Annotated in this window: 14 protein-coding genes; 8 read left to right on the top strand and 6 right to left on the bottom strand. The window is 72.3% G+C overall.

Annotation, left to right across the window (positions count from 1 at the left end; translation table 11 throughout):
- The first annotated feature begins 10 nt into the window (after positions 1-10).
- From BM223_RS10960 to BM223_RS10950, 3 genes are read left to right on the top strand one after another with little or no spacing between them, the layout of a single operon-like run.
- Positions 11-910 carry an ABC transporter ATP-binding protein gene (locus tag BM223_RS10960; protein ID WP_038677845.1) on the top strand — a complete coding sequence of 300 codons (900 nt, stop codon included), beginning with the start codon at positions 11-13 and terminating at the stop codon, positions 908-910.
- On the top strand, positions 907-1,983 hold the full coding sequence (locus BM223_RS10955) for an ABC transporter permease (RefSeq protein WP_038677846.1): 1,077 nt from the start codon (positions 907-909) through the stop codon (positions 1,981-1,983). The genes BM223_RS10960 and BM223_RS10955 overlap by 4 nt, the downstream gene beginning before the upstream one ends.
- A 50-nt stretch (positions 1,984-2,033) precedes the next feature.
- Positions 2,034-4,055: a cation:proton antiporter gene (locus BM223_RS10950; protein WP_052138404.1), complete on the top strand. Its 2,022-nt coding sequence runs from the start codon at positions 2,034-2,036 to the stop codon at positions 4,053-4,055.
- Positions 4,056-4,102: 47 nt separating this feature from the next.
- Here BM223_RS10950 and BM223_RS28925 read toward each other — a convergent pair whose 3' ends face one another.
- The 3 genes from BM223_RS28925 to BM223_RS10925 are packed head-to-tail and all read right to left on the bottom strand — an operon-like array spanning position 4,103 to position 7,428.
- Positions 4,103-5,368, bottom strand: a complete 1,266-nt coding sequence (locus BM223_RS28925) for an FHA domain-containing protein (RefSeq protein ID WP_038677847.1) — start codon at positions 5,366-5,368, stop codon at positions 4,103-4,105.
- Between the two features lie 4 nt (positions 5,369-5,372).
- The gene (locus tag BM223_RS10930; RefSeq protein WP_038677849.1) at positions 5,373-5,801 is read right to left on the bottom strand and encodes a hypothetical protein; all 429 of its coding nucleotides are present in this window, start codon (positions 5,799-5,801) and stop codon (positions 5,373-5,375) included.
- A 37-nt stretch (positions 5,802-5,838) separates the two neighbouring features.
- Positions 5,839-7,428, bottom strand: coding sequence for an FAD/NAD(P)-binding protein (locus tag BM223_RS10925; RefSeq protein WP_200887096.1), 1,590 nt, complete (start codon positions 7,426-7,428; stop codon positions 5,839-5,841).
- 202 nt (positions 7,429-7,630) lie between these two features.
- Between BM223_RS10925 and BM223_RS10920 the strand changes: the two genes are divergently transcribed.
- On the top strand, positions 7,631-8,443 hold the full coding sequence (locus BM223_RS10920; RefSeq protein ID WP_038677850.1) for a protein kinase domain-containing protein: 813 nt from the start codon (positions 7,631-7,633) through the stop codon (positions 8,441-8,443).
- A gap of 8 nt (positions 8,444-8,451) precedes the next feature.
- Positions 8,452-9,969, top strand: a complete 1,518-nt coding sequence (locus tag BM223_RS10915) for a hypothetical protein (RefSeq protein WP_038677851.1) — start codon at positions 8,452-8,454, stop codon at positions 9,967-9,969.
- A 9-nt stretch (positions 9,970-9,978) separates the two neighbouring features.
- Here the strand turns inward: BM223_RS10915 and BM223_RS10910 are convergent, their stop codons facing one another.
- Together BM223_RS10910 and BM223_RS10905 are read right to left on the bottom strand one after the other, a co-directional pair.
- Complete coding sequence (locus tag BM223_RS10910; RefSeq protein ID WP_038677853.1) at positions 9,979-10,920, bottom strand: protein phosphatase 2C domain-containing protein; 942 nt, start codon at positions 10,918-10,920, stop codon at positions 9,979-9,981.
- Positions 10,917-11,618, bottom strand: coding sequence for a vWA domain-containing protein (locus BM223_RS10905; protein ID WP_038677854.1), 702 nt, complete (start codon positions 11,616-11,618; stop codon positions 10,917-10,919). Before BM223_RS10905 ends, BM223_RS10910 begins: the two co-directional genes overlap by 4 nt.
- Before the next feature lie 129 nt (positions 11,619-11,747).
- Here BM223_RS10905 and BM223_RS10900 point away from each other — a divergent pair, with 129 nt between their 5' ends.
- A complete protein-coding gene (locus tag BM223_RS10900) occupies positions 11,748-13,073 on the top strand; it encodes a protein kinase domain-containing protein (RefSeq protein WP_052138406.1) in 1,326 nt (441 codons plus the stop codon).
- 5 nt (positions 13,074-13,078) lie between these two features.
- Positions 13,079-14,812, top strand: a complete 1,734-nt coding sequence (locus tag BM223_RS10895; protein ID WP_143128555.1) for an FHA domain-containing protein — start codon at positions 13,079-13,081, stop codon at positions 14,810-14,812.
- Here the strand turns inward: BM223_RS10895 and ku are convergent.
- Positions 14,809-15,720 carry a non-homologous end joining protein Ku gene (gene ku / locus BM223_RS10890; RefSeq protein ID WP_038677857.1) on the bottom strand — a complete coding sequence of 304 codons (912 nt, stop codon included), beginning with the start codon at positions 15,718-15,720 and terminating at the stop codon, positions 14,809-14,811. The genes BM223_RS10895 and ku overlap by 4 nt on opposite strands.
- Before the next feature lie 51 nt (positions 15,721-15,771).
- On the opposite strand from ku, the gene lhgO reads away from it, so the two are divergent.
- A complete protein-coding gene (gene lhgO, locus BM223_RS10885; RefSeq protein WP_038677858.1) occupies positions 15,772-16,962 on the top strand; it encodes an L-2-hydroxyglutarate oxidase in 1,191 nt (396 codons plus the stop codon).
- Positions 16,963-16,969 lie beyond the last annotated feature (7 nt).

The raw sequence follows: 16,969 nt of genomic DNA, 5'->3' as shown, positions 1-16,969 counted from the left end.
GGTCGGGTCGGTGAGCGCCATCCAGGTGACCGGACTGACCAAGCGCTACGGCGAGCTGACCGCCGTCGACGACGTGACCCTCAGCGTGGGCGAGGGCGAGTTCGTCGGGGTCCTCGGCCCCAACGGAGCGGGCAAGACGACGCTCCTCGAGATGGTCGAGGGCCTGCGCCGGCCCGACGGCGGGCAGGTCGAGGTGCTGGGCGAGGCGGTGTGGCCGCGCAACCCGCGGCTGCAGCCCCGGATCGGCGTGCAGCTCCAGGCGTCGTCCTTCTTCGAGCGGCTCACCGCCCGCGAGCAGATCCGCACCTTCGCCAGCCTGTACGGCGTGGGCGGGGCGATCGCCGACGAGTGGCTCGAGCGGGTGGGGCTCACCGACAAGGCCGATGCCCGGGTCGAGGACCTGTCCGGCGGCCAGGCGCAGCGGCTCTCGATCGCGTGCGCCCTCGTGCACGACCCCGAGCTGGTCTTCCTCGACGAGCCGACCTCGGCGCTCGACCCGCAGGCCCGGCGCAACCTGTGGGACCTGCTCTCGTCGCTCAACGACACCGGGCGGACCGTCGTCCTCACGACGCACTACATGGATGAGGCCGAGGTGCTCTGCGACCGGGTGGCGGTGATGGACCACGGCCGGATCCTCCAGGTCGACAGCCCGGCCGCGCTCGTGCGCGGCCTCGATGCCCCGGCTCGCATCACGGTGGCACCCGGCTCGCTGGGTGCCGAGGAGGCGGCGGCGATCCCCGGCGTCGCCGAGGCGTCCGAGGGCGTCGACGGCCTGGTGCTGGTGACCCGCGAGCCCGGCGCCGTGCTCGGCGTCCTCGCTGCCGGCGACCACCTGGCCGGCGTCAGCGTCCAGACCGGCACCCTCGAGGACGTCTTCCTCGCCCTGACCGGACGGGAGTACCGCGCATGAGCAGCCCGACCCGCTCGCCCTTCTGGGCACTGTCGATCGCGATCCTGCGCGGCTTCCTGCGCGACCGGGCGTCGGTGTTCTTCGCGCTGATCTTCCCGCTGATGTTCCTCGTTCTCTTCGGCGGCCTGCTGGGCAGCCAGGAGCAGTCGAAGGTCGACATGATCCAGGTCGGCGCGGTGCCCTTCGTCGACGACCTCCCGGACGACGTGGCCGAGGCCTTCGCGCAGACCTTCGACGTCAGCAAGGGGACGAGCCTCGCGGCGGCGCTCGACGAGGTGCGCAAGGGCGACGCCGACGTCGCCATCGAGCAGCAGGGCGACCGGCTGATCGCGCACTACACCCAGACCGACCAGGTCAAGGCCGCCGTCACGCAGGGGACGCTGCGGGCCTTCGTCGACGGCATCAACGTCGTCGAGACGGGCCAGCCGCCGGCGTACCAGCTGGTGACCGAGCGGGTCGAGGACGACTCGCTCACCACCATCCAGTTCGTCACGCCGGGCCTGCTCGGGTGGGCGGTCGCGATGAGCGCGGCGTTCGGCGCGGCCGCGACCCTGCAGGGCTGGCGCCAGTCCAAGCTGCTGCGCCGGCTCCAGCTCGCGCCGGTCAGGACGGGCACGGTCGTGGGCGCGCGGGTCGCGGTGACGCTGACCATCGCGCTGGCCCAGCTCGCGATCTTCCTCGGCCTCGGGGCGGCGGCGTTCGGGCTGACCCTCACCGGGTCGTGGTGGATGTCTATACCGCTGATCGTCGTCGGCACCCTGTGCTTCATGGCGATCGGGCTGCTCGCCGGGGCGATCGCCAAGACCACCGAGGGGGCGGTCAACCTCGCCAACTTCCTGGTGCTGCCGATGGCCTTCCTCAGCGGCTCGTTCTTCCCGCTCGACGTCGCTCCCACGTGGATCCAGCGCCTGTCCGACCTGCTGCCGCTCAAGCACCTCAACACCGGGATGCTCGACGTGATGGTGCGTGGGCAGGGCCCGGGATCCGCCGTCGTGCCGCTGGTGATCCTGGCCGGCTTCGCGATCGTGGTGACCGCACTCGCCGCGAGACTTTTCCGTTGGGAGACCACCTAGCCTGCTGACCCGGGGACGCGCGCCGCCCTGAGCACCTAGGGTTGCTTGCCATGCTCGACTTCGCGGTCATCCTCGGTCAGCTGGCCCTGATCATCGTCGTCGCCCGGATCGCCGGCACGCTCGTCGCCAAGATCGGCATCCCGCCGGTCGTCGGCGAGATCGCCGCCGGCGTCCTCCTCGGGCCCAGCCTGCTCGGCATGGAGCTGAGCGGCGAGCTGTTCCCCATGGACCAGCGCGCCTTCCTCGACGTCCTCGCGCGCGTCGGGCTGGTGCTCTTCATGTTCGTGGTCGGTCTCGAGCTCGACATCAAGCTGATCAAGGGCCGCGAGAAGGTGGCCGGCTCGGTCTCGATCTGCTCGATCCTGCTGCCGTTCACGCTCGGCATCGGGCTCGCCAAGATCTTCGTCGACATGGACGCCACGGCGGCCCTGAAGCCCGCAGGTGCGGACTTCTGGCCGTTCGCGCTGTTCATGGGTGCGGCGATGTCGATCACCGCGTTCCCGGTGCTCGCCCGGATCCTCACCGACCGCCGGATGCACCGCACCGAGACCGGCGGCCTGGCCCTGGCGTGCGCCGCGACCGACGACATCATCGCCTGGACGCTGCTCGCCGTCGTCCTCGCGCTGGCCGGCGTCGACGCCGGCCACGGCCACCTGCCGAGCTGGGCGATCTACCTGGCGATCCCGTTCGTGCTGGTCGCGATCTTCGTGGTCCGTCCAGCGCTGACCTGGCTCACCCGGGCCTACCACAAGGCGGGCGAGCTGACGCCGACCATCCTGTCCGTCGTCCTCGTGGGCATGCTGCTCTTCGCGGCCACCACCGAGGTGATCGGCATCCACTACATCTTCGGCGCCTTCCTCTTCGGCGCGATCATCCCGCACGAGCAGGCCGCCGCCCTGCGCCACGAGATCCTGGTCCGGCTCGAGCAGATCTCGGTGCTCCTGCTGCTGCCGGTGTTCTTCCTGATCTCCGGGCTCAAGGTCAACATCCAGGGACTCGGCAGCGAGCACATCCTGCCGATGCTCGCGATCCTCGCCGTCGCCATCGTCGGCAAGTACGTCGGTGCCTACGTCGGCGCCCGCCTGCAGAAGGTGCCGCACTGGCAGGCCAGCGCGCTCGGCCTGCTGATGAACACCCGCGGCCTGACCGAGCTCATCATCCTCAACGTCGGTCTCGAGAAGGGGCTGCTCAGCCAGGAGCTGTTCACCCTCATGGTGATCATGGCGCTCGTGACGACGGTGATGACCGGGCCGCTGCTCGGGTTCGTCTACCCCCAGCGACGGGTCGCCCGCGACATCGCCGAGGCCGAGCGCGCCGCGCTCGGCGAGGAGGCGGTCGACCGGATGCTCGTCCTCGCCCACACCGGCCAGGACGACCGGCTCCTCGTCGAGCTCGCCGTCGGCGCCCTCGCCGGCGCCACGCCCGCCGAGATCGTCGTCGCGGACCTCACTCCCCAAGGCCGACCCCTCGAGGTCGGCAGCGGTCTGTCCCTCGACCTGGCCGAGATGGCCGCCGCGATGGAGCGCCAGCAGGGACTGGTCCACCACGGCGAGCGGCTCGGCGTACCGGTCCGGGTGATCGCGCACCCCAGCGCCGACGTCGACCAGGACCTCGTCGAGCTCATCGGCGTGCTGCGCCCCCAGGGCCTCCTCGCCTGGTCGGACGACCCGGCGCTGGCCACCGTCGTCGCCGCCAACGAGTCCCCGGTCATCGTCGCGACCGCCGGCACCCCCGCCCCGGACGCCGACGCCGCCGTCGTCGTCCACTGGAACGGCGACAGCGACAGCGAGGCCGCCACCGTCCTCGGCGCCCGCCTCGCCCGGCAGCGCGGCGTCGCCCTCGACCTGCGCGGGGACGGCGGCCGCCGCCTCGCCGCCGTCCGGACCGCCCTCGAGGAGCGCGGCGTCCGGCTCGAGCCGGCCGCCTCCGACAACCCGCTCGCGGCCGCCCCGATCGAGCTGTCGTCGTACGGGGTGGGGGGAGCGGCGGGCGCCCGGGTCCGCGCCGAGCTCGACCCCGCCCCGGTCGACTTCACCCACGTCTCCCTCGGCGAGGTCCCCGCCCCCGCCTGACCTACCGACCCGTCCCGCGCAATTCGCGCAGGGGGGGAGCAGTCAGGTCAGCGGGAGCTGCCGGCGTGGGTGTTGAAGGCGAGCGTCCGGTGGCCGATCCGGACCCGGGTGCCCTGGGTGAGCACCTGCTCGGCGCCGGGGTGCATCCGGACCCAGTCCGGGGTCTTGGGGACGTGCACGTAGGTGCCGTTGGTCGAGTTGTTGTCGACCAGGACGACGTCCCACCCGCGCATCTCGAGCCGGGCGTGGACCCGGGAGACCTGGTTGGACTGGTCGATGATCGGCAGCGGCCGGAACGTGCCGCCGGTGACCCGCTCGTCGCCGCTCGGGTCGCGGCCCAGCAGGTACGGCGTGTCGAGCTGGAAGACCGATCCGTCGTCGAGCACGATCACGCCCAGCGGCGGGCGCGGGCCGTTCACGAGGACGGGCGTCTGCTGGACCATGTTGATCCCGCAGATCCCGCAGAACAGCACCCGCGGGTCGTTGAAGTGCCGGTTCTTGCAGTAGACCCCGCGCACCTGCTCGTGCGCGTGCTCCTCGTGGACCTGGGCCTCGCTCTCGACGATGGGGAGCGGCTCGAAGTCGTCGAGGTCGTCGTCCTCGACCTCGCTGATGAGCACCGACTGGAAGTTGACGTGCTCGTCGGCCGGGGCCGGCGGGAGGGGGCGGCCGGCCACGGGCGCGACCGGCTCGGCCACGGGCTCCGGCACCGGCTCCGGCTCGGGCTCGGGCTCCGGTTCGGGCTCGGGTTCGGGCTCCGGCTCGGGGGCCGGCGGCGGGGGAGGCGGGGGCGGCGGCGCCGGTGCGACCGGCTCGGCCGAGGGCGCGGCAGCGATCGGCGCACCGATCGCCAGCGAGCCGGCCGGGACCACCCCGCCGTCCAACCGGTACGACGACCCGTCGCCCGGCGCCTCCGCGCCCGGCAGGGTCACCGCGACGGACTCGACCGGCCACGGGATGAGCCGCTCGACCCAGGCCAGCGACTCCGCGCCCGAGATCGCCTGGCCGTCGACGGTGACGGTCACGTCCCCGTCGACGAAGACGGCGAGCCCGGTGGTGTGCGGCGCGAGGGCGGCGAAGCCGGGGGACTGCTCGACCGCGGTCGAGAGCATGAGGGCGTAGCCGCGGACCAGCTGGCGGCCCTGGCCGCCGTTCGCGGCGACCATCTCGGCGTGCTCGAGGTAGGGCTTGACGACCTCGGGGTCGTCGGAGCCGACGAGGAGCACCACCGGCCCGATCCGGGCCAGGGTGCCGCCGCCGGGGCCGGGCACGACGCGGGCGTGGGCCCAGTCGTCTGCTGAGGTGTGGGTCATCGCGTCACACGATCCTTCCGCCGAAGAAGCGCCAGCGGATGAAGGGCACCCGCATCGGGCCGTTGGTCCAGATCCAGACGACGATCCAGATCACGGAGAAGTCGATGAAGAACGCCCAGAAGGGCACGGTGTCCCCGTCGATGCCGGGCACCGCGCCGAGGTCGACGAGCAGCCACACCAGCGCGCCCTCGTTGAGCGCGGTGATGAGCCCGAACATGGTGGGCCAGTCCTTCTCCCAGCGGAACTGCTGGATGACGTGGTAGATCAGCTCCCACACGATGCCGAGCACGAGCACGGCCGCCAGGATCAGGTACGTCGTCTTGTAGTCCGGGTCGCCCGGAAGGATCGGCGTGAGGGCGAGCGTGATCAGCCCGCCGAAAACGACGAGCATGAAGATCCGGGTCTGGATCCTGCCGTTGAGGGTGGGCAGCATTACGCGCGCGCTCCTTCGGTCGTCGGGTCGGTCCGGCTCACGGGGCGCTCCCGGCCAGCCACTTCCACCACTGCCCGGTCGAGCGCACCGGCCCGATCCGCTTGCAGAAGCCGCGCTTCTGCAGGTCGCCGTAGATCTCCTGGGCGGCCACCTGCAGGCCCAGGAAGGTGTCGACGCCGGGGAAGTAGCCGCCCAGCGTGGTCGCCCCGGACGCGTAGACCGCGCCCCCGCCGGACTGCGTGCCGATCAGCTCGAAGTTGCGGTCGACGTTGAGCCGGCCGACCGGGTTGCGGCTGGCGCCACCGTGCTCGAGGAGGTCCTTGAGCAGGCGGTGCTCGGCGATGTCGGCCTCGAGGCCGGTGCAGTCGATGACGAAGTCGACCTCGACCGGGACGACGCCCTGCGCCGTGCGGACCTGGTTGAGGATCCGCTCGCCGCTGGGCTCCATGCTGTCGACGGTGCCGACGACGCAGTGGTACCAGCCCTCGGCCCGGCCCTGGTTCATCTGCCGCTGCCAGCTCTTGCGCCAGGGGGTGTTGGTGCCGCCCATCCGCTTGTAGAGCTCGGCGCGCTGCTCGCCGTCGAGCTTGCGCACCTGTGCCTTGAGCTGGCCGCCCCACACGGACTTCGGGTAGTTGAAGCCCTGGTAGGCCCAGCCGTTGCCACCGCGCCGGCGCATGGTGATCCGGGTCTTGCCGCCGCCCGGTCGCGGGTCGCCCTCGTTGCCGTAGCCGTCGTTGGTGCCGTTGATGTAGGTCCGGAAGAGGTGGACGATGTTCGTCTGCGCGCCGTGCTTCTCGCGGTCGTCCATCAGCCGCTGCAGGATCCGCGAGGCCACGATCCCGCCACCGCGCACGAGAACGGTCGAAGGGGTCTGGACCAGTCGCTCGTAGACGTGCTCGTGCGCCTCGTAGGCGTTGACGATGTGGCGGTAGTCGTTGTTCTCGGTGCGGTACTTCTGCAGCTCGGGCAGGAACTTCAGGCCCGGGTAGCCCACCGCGATGTGCACGTACTGCGACCGGAAGGCCACCCGCTTGGTGGCCGAGGCGCCCTCCGGTGGGGTCAGGATCGTGAAGTACCCGCCGCCGTACCGGCGCCGGACGATCCGCACGAGGCCCTTGACGAGCATCTCGTCGTACCCGATGCGCTTCGACTCGCGCTCGAGCTGCTCGAAGACGTTGCCGGCCTTGGGCGTGTAGTAGTCGGAGAAGATCGGCTCGCTGAACAGGCCCCAGAGCACCTTGAGGTCGAACTTCTTCATCCCCTCGGCGAAGCCGTACGACGGGAAGCCCCAGATGTTGTCGGGTCGCGAGGCCGAGTCGGAGCGGATCCGCTCCGGCCGCGGCACCTGCGAGACCCGGGTGAGGTACTCGTAGGTCTGCCAGGGGAAGTCCAGGGTGCTGAGCACGCGCATCTGCGACGTCGGCACGCCTGCGATCCGCAGGTAGTCGACGGTGACGAACGAGCCGATGCCGCCACCCACGGTGACGAACGGGACGTCGACGATGGGGATGCCGGCCGCCGCGACGAGGTCGTCGGTCCAGAAGTCCGTCTGCAGCATCTGGTCGGTGAGGTCACCCGAGATCGGCTGCGCGGGCAGGTACGTCGACGGGTCGGTGGTGGGCACCACGGATGCTGCAGAGGGGTCGATCAACGTTCCTCCTAGGTCGTGGAATGCGTCCGAGACGCTACACCGGGTACCCCCTGCTCCGCTGCCTGAATCGAGGAGAAGGCTGCTGGTCCAGGCCGGTGAAATTGCCTGGTTTCGGGGTTCACGTGCGGTGGCACCGTGACATGCTGGAGGTCGCGCCGCATACCCGGAGGATCACGTGCAGGGAATCGCTGACTACGAGTTCGTCCGCCCGCTGGGCGAGTCGAACTACGGCACCAACTACCTGGCGAAGGCCCCTGCCCGCCTGGGGATCCCGGCCGCCGAGGTCGTGGTCAAGGTGATCGCTGGTCCCACCTCCGACGACGCCTTCCGCCGCGCCACGCGCGAGCTCAAGCACTTCAGCGTGGCCGACTCCGACCGTCTGGTCGCCGTCTACGACGCCGGCCGGCACGGTGGCGCCTTCTACTACGCCATGGAGTTCCTGCCGCTGGGCTCGCTCGAGAGCCCCCAGGTCTCCCTCGGCACCGGCGCTCGGGTCGCGGCCGTGCGCGACGCCGCGCTGGCCGCGCACGCCCTGCACGAGCGGGGGATCGCGCACCGCGACATCAAGCCGGCCAACATCCTGCTGGCCGACGACGGCGGCCGGCTCGCCGACCTGGGCCTGTCCCAGCTGCTCTCGCCGGGCATGGTCACCACCGGTCTGGGCCAGATCGGCCTGGAGTTCACCGATCCCGCGATCATGCTGGGTGCCCAGGCCTCCCGGGCCAGCGACATCTGGTCGCTCGGCGCCTCGCTCCACTTCGCCATCACCGGCAAGGGCGTCTACGGCGAGCTGCGCGGCACCGAGCCGCTGCTGCTGGTGCGCTCGATCCTGGCCTCGAAGCCCACCCTGTCCGCCGACCTGCCGGCCTCGGCCGCCGCCCTGATCGGGGCCTGCCTCGACAGCGACGTGGCCGCGCGGCCGCGGACCGCCGCCGAGGTGGCCGACCGCTCCTCGGGCCTGGTCGCCGAGCTCGGCGCGGCCGTCTGAGGCTGCCGATGGAGCTCCACGAAGCGCTGCGCGAGCTGGTCGCCGCCCACGGCCGCTCGATCCTCGACGACGCGACCGGCTTCCGCGGCGTCCTCGACGACGTGCTCGCCGAGGACCAGGCCAGCACCGGCGACATCAACCTGCTCGTCGACGCCGTCCGCTTCGACGCGCTCAACCCGCTGGTCGCCATGATCGACGGCGGCGCCGACGCCGGCCGCGCGGTCGAGGAGGCCGGCCTCCGGCTCGCCCGCAACCGCGGCGGCGCCGACCAGGCCGCCGCGAGCTGGGCCGCCGCCGTGCTGGGCTACGCCGTCGGCAAGGTGCCCGCGGCCGTCGTGCTGCGCTACCGCTCGGGTCGGCCGTCGGCGCCCGGCCTGCCGCCCCCGCCGCCCACGGGCCCGCCGATCGCCTCGCCGCTGCCGCAGACCGCCTGGCCGCAGCCCGCCGCACCCCAGCCGTCCGCGCCGCAGCCGTCCGCGCCGCAACCCCCGCCCGCGTACGGCGTCCCGGCCTACCAGCAGCCCGCGGCCTTCACCGCGCCGCCCGCCGCGCCCCGCCAGAAGCGCACCGGCGTGTGGGTCGCGGCGTCCGTGGCCGGCGTGGTGCTGGTCGCCGGCGGCGTCACGGCCGTCGTCCTCGCCGCGGGCGGCGACGACGACCCGAGCGCCAAGAAGGACCCGACGAGCAGCACGTCCGACGAGGGCCCGAAGGTCGACGTCGAGCCCGCTGCCATCGACGACCGCTACAACGCGCTGTCGGCGAAGATGACCGAGGGTGCCTCCGGCTGCAAGGCCGAGGAGCCCGGCGCCGGCCAGGCCGAGGTGGTGCAGTGCGCCGTCAGCGCCGGCACCCTGCGCCTGGTCACCTACGACGACGACGCGTCCCTCACCACGGCCCGCAGCGGCCGGCTCGACTACAGCGCCGGCACGCTGACCGCCGACAACGGCGCCACCGCGCTCTACGAGCTCGACCCCGAGCGCGCCGGCACCAGCGACCCCGCCGTCGTCTACTGGGACAGCAAGGGCAGCCTCCAGTCGGCGACCCTGACCGGCGCGTCCGGCGCGAGCGCCGACGACCTGGTCAAGCACTACAAGGCAACGTCGCCGCGGGTCTCCGAGCCGACCACGCCGGCCAACGAGACGCTGCGCGAGTTCATCGACATCAACATGGACGTCGCCACCTGCACCCGGCAGCGGACCTTCTTCACGGGCGAGACCGAGGAGAGCAAGTGCGAGTCCGGGGTCGACGGCGTCGCCGTCAACGTCGGCCGCTACCGCACCCGCAAGGAGCTGCGCGCCGACCGCAAGTACTACAAGAACAAGTACGACGAGGCCGCCAAGAAGGGCAACGGCGGTACCTGGCGCTTCGACGAGGGCGAGGCCGAGGGTGCCTACTACGCCTACCTCGACGACGGCACGGCGACGGTCTACTGGGACTGGAACAAGGACGACTGCAACTGCTACGGCGTCGCCTGGAACTTCCAGGGCAACCTGAGCAAGCTCGAGAAGTGGTGGCCCAGCGACTGAGCCGGTGGCTCAGCCCCCGGCAGCGTCGTCGGGCGCGTCGGGGACCGGCACGGTGTCGGCGAGGTCGGGCCGGCTGATCCCGGCGACGTCGGAGCGCACCAGCAGCGCCATCGTCGTGTCGTCGCCGCCGATCTCGGCGGGCTCGGCGAGCCACTCGGGCAGCTGCTCGCGCACCCAGCCCAGGCCGCGGTCGCGGATGAACTCGACCAGCTGCTCGCCGGTCTGGCGCCACCAGCCGTCGGCGTCGACCCGGGAGCGCCCGAAGCCGTCGGTGCACAGGAAGACGAGGGCGACCTCGTCGCCGCCGGCGCCGACCACGGACACCCGCAACGCGTCGAGGGGGCGCGGCTGGCACAGCGAGGTCGTGTGCAGCCCGTCGAGGTCCGGGTCCTCGGGCAGCGGCCGCGAGGCGACGCCGTCGGCCGAGACGAGAACGGAGTCGCCGTCGCCGATCTGGACGAAGACGAGCAGGTCCGGCGTCGCCGCGGCGGCCAGGATCGTGGAGCCGTAGGCGCGCAGCGGGTCGGCGGCGGCGCCGATCTCCTCCTCGGCGGGGGAGTACGGGTTGGCGGCGAGGTGGTGCTCGACCTTCGCGGTCCAGGTGGCGACGAGCGCCGCCCCCGCCCGGCGTACGGCGTCGTGCGCGGCGTCGGGGTCGCCCGGACGCAGCTCGGGCAGCACCCGGCGCAGCTCCTCGACCGCACTGATGACGGCGAGCGCGGCGCCGGTGTCGCTGCGGAAGTGCAGCCGGTGGCCGTGCCCGTCGGCGACGGCGACGACCGCGTGGCCCAGCGCGTGGTCGTTCCAGGTGAGCACGGCGTCCTGGATCGGCAGCTGGTCGCGCACGTGGACCGACCCGATCCGGGTGTCGGCCAGCGTCGTCCAGGTGGGCCCGACGTCGGCCGGCCGGTCGATCTCGGGGCGCCGCCCGTCGAACGGGGGCTGGGTCATCCGAGGGTGCTCCAGATCGGGTCACCGATCGGGCTCGGGGGTGCGGCGGGGACGCCGGTGGCGGGGCCGACCACCGGGCGCGAGGCGACCTTGCTGGCCGCCTTGGACGCCCACACGATGTACTCGACCAGCTGCTCGGGGTTGTCCGCGCGCAGCAGCGGCACGTCCTCGTCGCCGATGAAGCGGCGCATCGAGTGCATGTCGGCGTCGCGGCCCACGCCGAGCGCGAGCCGGACGGCGGTCGCGCCCCACTTGTTGTTGAGCAGGGCCTGCAGGCCCTCGGCGAAGGTGACGCCGCTGCTCTGGGTGGGCCGGCCGTCGGAGACGAGGATGATGGCGGGCGGGAAGGCGCTCTTGGTCTCGTCGAGGTGGTCGAGGGCGCCGGCGAGCGTCTGGAGCGCGCTGCCCAGCTCGGTGAAGCCCCGCGGGACGGCCTCGAGGCGCTTCCAGTGGATCTGGTCGACCGGCGTCGGCTCCTCGATGATCCACTGCGGCTCGTTGGCGAAGGCCAGCACCCGGATGAGGAGCTCGGCGTGCGGGTTGGCGCGCGCCTCGTCCTTGAGGTGGGGGAGGACCTCGGTGATGGCGTTGTTGAGCGCCTGGATGCGCCCGCCGCGCAGCATCGAGCCCGAGACGTCGAGCACGAAGATGAAGTGCAGCGGCTTGCGCGCCAGGGCGCCACCGAGCCGATCGCTCATCACGGCCCTCTCTTTCGTCAGCAATGGGAGTCGTCAGGTTTCAACTATCCCCGTTCTGACGAGGTTATAGCCTGTCACGCAGGTTCGGAGTCGAGAAAACGGTCGGGAAGACGGAGGTCGGGCAGCCCCATGGTGCTGGCAGAGGGTGTCGAGGTGGACCTCGGCCCGTTGGGGCGGGCCCGCGTGACGTCGCTGCTCGGGCAGGGCGGGCAGGGCTACGTCTTCGAGGTGCGCCGCGACTCGGGCGAGCCGCTCGCGCTCAAGTGGTACAAGCCCGAGAGCGCCACCGCCCAGCAGTACGACGAGATGCAGCAGCTCGTCGAGATCGGCTCCCCGCACGAGCGCTTCCTCTGGCCGCTCAGCATGGCCCGGGTCGGCACCGAGCCGAGCTTCGGCTACGTCATGCACCTGCGCCACCAGCGCTTCCTCGAGCTGAGCTTCCTGCTCCTCAACGCCGACCGCGAGGGCCGGCCGCTCGACGTCTCGTTCGCCTCGATCATCGAGCTGTGCCGCCAGCTGAGCTACAGCTTCCTGCGGCTCCACGCCCGCGGGCTGTGCTACCGCGACATCTCCTTCGGCAACGTCTTCTTCGACCCCGCCAACGGCGACGTCCTGATCTGCGACAACGACAACGTGGGCATCGACAACGGCACCGGCCGGGTGCTCGGCACGCCGTACTTCATGGCGCCCGAGGTGGTCCGCGACACCACCTACCGCACGCTGCCCAACACCGACACCGACCGGCACTCGCTCGCCGTGCTGCTGTTCTACGCGCTCTTCCTCGGCCACCCGCTCGAAGGCGCGCGCACCGACACCGGCATGCGCGACGCGCACTGGCTGATGACCCACTTCGGCACCGACCCGCTGTTCTGCATGCACCCGGCGAACCCCGAGAACCGGCCGGCCCAGATCGTCCAGCAGTACTGGAACATCTACCCCCAGTTCCTGCGCGACCTCTTCGTGCAGGCCTTCGGCGACGGGCTCGACAACCCCGGCGCGCGGGTCACCGAGGGGCAGTGGATCAAGGCGATGGACCGGCTGCGCGACGGCATGCTCGCCTGCCCCACCTGCGGCACCACCAACTTCTGGAGCCCCGGCGACGACACCGTGACCTGCTGGCAGGACCGCACGCAGGTGCGGCCGCCGTACCTGCTCTCGATCGGGCGGCGCACGCTCGCCGTCGGCCCGCAGACGACGATCCGCTCCGACCACCTGACCTCCGGCATCGACCACCCCACGGTCCTCGCCGACGTACGACGTCACCCGTCGGCGCCCGACCGCTGGGGACTGCACAACGCCTCGGACTTCTCCTGGCCGGTGGCCTACCCCGGCGGGCAGAACTTCCTGCTCGAGCCCGACCGCACCATCGAGCTGGTCGAGGGCGCCCGGATCCAGATCCGCGACGCCACGGTGCAGGTGCGCCGTCCGTCGGCGCCGGCCGCGGGCCTAGGGTGAACCGCATGGCAGGTCTGGTGGTCGAGGTCGAGGGTCGGGTCCTCCGTCTCGAGGGGAAGCCGGTCTACCGCATCGGGCGGGCGATCGAGGCCGACGTCGTGCTCACCGCCGGCTCCGTCTCGCGCCAGCACGCCGAGCTGCACGCCTCCGACTACGGCTGGGTGCTCGTCGACCAGGGCAGCCAGTTCGGCACCTACGTCGAGGGTGAGCGGATCACCGAGTACCCCGTCGAGACCCGGATCGAGGTCCGCTGCGGCCCGCCCGCGGCCGGCGCCAGCCTGGTGCTCGTCCCGGCCGCCGAGTACGACATCGCCGCGGCCACCCCGCGCACGCCGGCCGAGGTGCCGGTCGAGCCGCCCGCCGTCCTCGTCGACGAGCCGACCCGGCCGCCGGCGTTCGCCCCGCCTCCGCCGCCGCCCCCCAACGCGCCCCCGCCGCCGCCCGGCGCCCGCCCGGCGGCCGCTCCCGGCCTCCCGCCGGCGATCGCGGGCAACGACGCCACCCAGGTGCTCGCGATGCCGCAGCGCCCCGCCGGCGCGCCCGGCCCGGCGGGACCGGTCCCGCCGCGCAGCGGCCCCGACCTGCTCGTCGTCGCCGAGGGCCGCGAGCACCGCTTCCGGCACCCGATGCAGATCACGATCGGACGCCGCAGCGACTGCACGGTCGTCATCGGCGACCCCGCCTGCTCGCGGGTGCACGGCCGGGTCGACCCCGTCGCCGGCGGCTGGACCTACACCAACCTCTCCAACGAGGGCACCTTCGACGACGGCCGCCGGGTCACCAACCGGACCTTCGACGAGCGGCTCTCGCTGCGCCTGGGCCACCCGGTCGCCGGCCCCGAGCTCACCCTGGTCCCGATCCTCTCCGCCGCCGAGGAGGAGCGCCGGATCGCGCGGCGCCGGCTCGGCAAGCGGCTCCTGGTGATCGGCGCGATCGTCGCCGCGGTCGTCCTCGTCGCCGGCATCGGGACGACAGCCTGGCTGCTCGGCCGCGACGACCCCGCCGCCCCCACCTCCGGCAACCGGGTCGACGCGCTCGACGCGGCGAAGGCCGCCACGGTCAAGATCACCGCCGACAGCCACCTGCTCGACGACCCGAGCCGGATCGGCACCTACCACGGCTCCGGCTCGATCATCCGCTCCGACGGCCTGATCCTCACCAACGCCCACGTCGCCGCTCCCGAGGCACCCGGCCTCACCGAGAAGTACGGCTCGGCCGAGCGCATCGCCGACCCCGACTACCTCCTCATCTCGCTGACCGACGGCATGACCGACACCAACGCCCCCGCGGCCTACCGGGCCCGGGTGGTCGAGGCCGACGGCAACCTCGACGTCGCCGTCGTCCAGATCTACGCCGACGCGCAGGGCAACGACCTCACCGGCAAGCTCGACCTGCCCACGGTGCCGATCGGCAGCTCGGGCGACCTGCGGGCCGGCGACAGCGTCACCGTGCTCGGCTTCCCGGCCGTGGCCGGCTCGGGCGAGTCCATCACGGTGACCACCGGCGTCATCTCGACCGTGCTCAACGACCCCGAGCTGGGCCCCCGCTCCGAGCTCGACACCGATGCCCGGATCGCGCCCGGCAACTCCGGCGGCATGGCGATCAACAGCGACGGCGAGCTGATTGGCATCCCGACCTCGCTGTTCGCCGACCAGGGCTCGACCGTCACCAGCGGCCGGATCCGCTCGATCGACGTCGTCAAGGACCTGATCGAGAAGGCCGAGAACGAGGCGGACTAGCTCGCCTTCTTGGCGGTCTTCTTGGCCGCCGTCTTCTTCGCGGTGGTCTTCTTGGCCGCAGCCTTCTTGGCAGGCGCCTTCTTGGCCGTCTTCTTGGCTGCGGTCTTCTTCGCGGCCGGCTTGTCGTCGCTCTCGCCGCGCGAGGTCTTGGCCGCCTCGACCGAGCGCTGCAGCGCCGCGAGCAGGTCGACGACCTCGCCGCCGGTCTTGGCGGACGTCTCGGTGCGCTGCACCTCGCCGCCCTCGATCTTGGCCTTGACCACCGACTGCACCGCGTCGGCGTAGTCGTCCTCGAACTCGTCGGGGTCGAAGTCGCCCGAGAGCGTCTCGACCAGCATCTGCGCCATCTTGACCTCGGCGTCCTTGATCTCGCCGGTCTCGATGCTGAAGTCGGGGGTGCGGATCTCGTCGGGCCACATCATCGTCTGGAGCACGATCACGTCGTCGCGCACGCGCAGCACGGCCGTGGTCACCCGCTGGCGCAGCGCCACCGTCACGACCGCCATGCGGTCGGCCTCGAGCAGCGCCTGGCGCAGCAGCGCGTAGGGCTTGGCGCCGGTCTTCTCGGGCTCGAGGTAGTAGGACTTCTCGAACAGCAGCGGGTCGATCTGGTCGCTCGGCACGAACTTCTCGACCGCGATCTCGCGCGAGGAGGTCATCGGCAGGTTGGCCAGGTCGTCGTCGGTGAGGATGACCATCTCGCCGTCCTCGGTCTCGTACCCCTTGGCGATGTCGGAGTACGGCACCTCCTCACCGTCGATCGAGCACACCCGCTGGTACTTGATCCGGCCGCCGTCCTTGGCGTGGACCTGCCGGAACGAGACGTCGTGGCTCTCGGTCGCGCTGTAGAGCTTGACCGGGACGCTGACGAGGCCGAACGAGACGGCACCCTTCCAGATCGCACGCATGCGGTCAGCCTACGCTGCACGGCCGACACCGGTGCCTGAGACGATGGCGGCGTGGAGCAGCGCATCGGCATCGTCGGCGGCGGGATCGTGGGACTGGCGGTGGCCCGGGAGCTGCTCCGGCGCCGCCCGGGGGCCGAGGTGACGGTCCTCGAGAAGGAGGACCGGGTCGGCGCCCACCAGACCGGCCACAACTCCGGCGTGGTCCACGCGGGCATCTACTACCGGCCCGGCAGCCTCAAGGCCGAGCTGTGCACCCGCGGCCGCGACCTGCTGCGCGACTACTGCGCCGAGCACGCCCTCCCGTACGACGAGTGCGGCAAGGTCGTCGTCGCCGTCGACCCCGCCGAGCTCGGCCGCTTCGACACGCTCGAGCGCACCGCCCGCGAGAACGCCGTGCCCGGCCTGCGCCGCCTCGACCCGGCCGCCCTGCGCGACGTCGAGCCGCACGCCGCCGGACTCGCCGCCCTCCACTCGCCCCGGACGGCGATCACCGACTACGTCGCGGTCGCCGAGCAGCTCGCCCGCGAGATCACCGCCGCCGGTGGCCGGGTGCTGCTGTCCACGCCGGTCACCGGGATCGACCGGATCAGCGGGGGAGTCCGCCTCCGGGCCGGCGCCACCTCCCACGACGTCGACCGCGTGGTGCTCTGCGGCGGCCTCCAGGCCGACCGGCTCGGGCGGCTCGCCGGCGGCGGCGCCGAGCCGCGGATCCTGCCGTTCCGCGGGGAGTACCTCGCCGTCGCACCGGCCAAGCAGGACCTCGTGCGCGGCATGGTCTACCCCGTCCCCGACCCGCGCTACCCCTTCCTCGGCGTCCACTTCACCCGCCGCGTCGACGGCTCGCTCGAGGTCGGCCCCAACGCCGTCCTCGCGCCCCACCGCGACGCCTACCGCCGCTCGTCGGTCAGCCTCGCCGACCTCGCCAGCGCCGCCGCCTGGCCGGGCTTCTGGCGGATGGCGGCCCAGCACTGGCGCACCGGCGTCCGCGAGGTCCGCGGCTCGCTGTCGGTCCGCGCCTACCTGCGCGACGCCCGCCGCTACGTCCCCGAGATCGGCGTCGCCGACGTCACCCGCCGCGGCTTCGGCGTCCGCGCCCAGGCGGTCGAGCGTGACGGGACACTGGTCGACGACTTCCGCATCGACCACTCCGACGGCGTCACCAGCGTCCGCAACGCGCCCTCCCCGGCCGCCACCTCGAGCCTCGCCATCGCCGAGCACGTGGTCGACCGGATGCGGGCATGATGGGCGC

Origin of the sequence: Pimelobacter simplex (assembly GCF_900114845.1) — a bacterium.
In the GTDB taxonomy this organism is placed as follows: Bacteria; Actinomycetota; Actinomycetes; order Propionibacteriales; family Nocardioidaceae; genus Nocardioides; species Nocardioides simplex.
The sequence above is the reverse complement of the archived record's forward strand: the minus strand, read 5'-3'. Positions and strand labels throughout refer to the sequence as shown.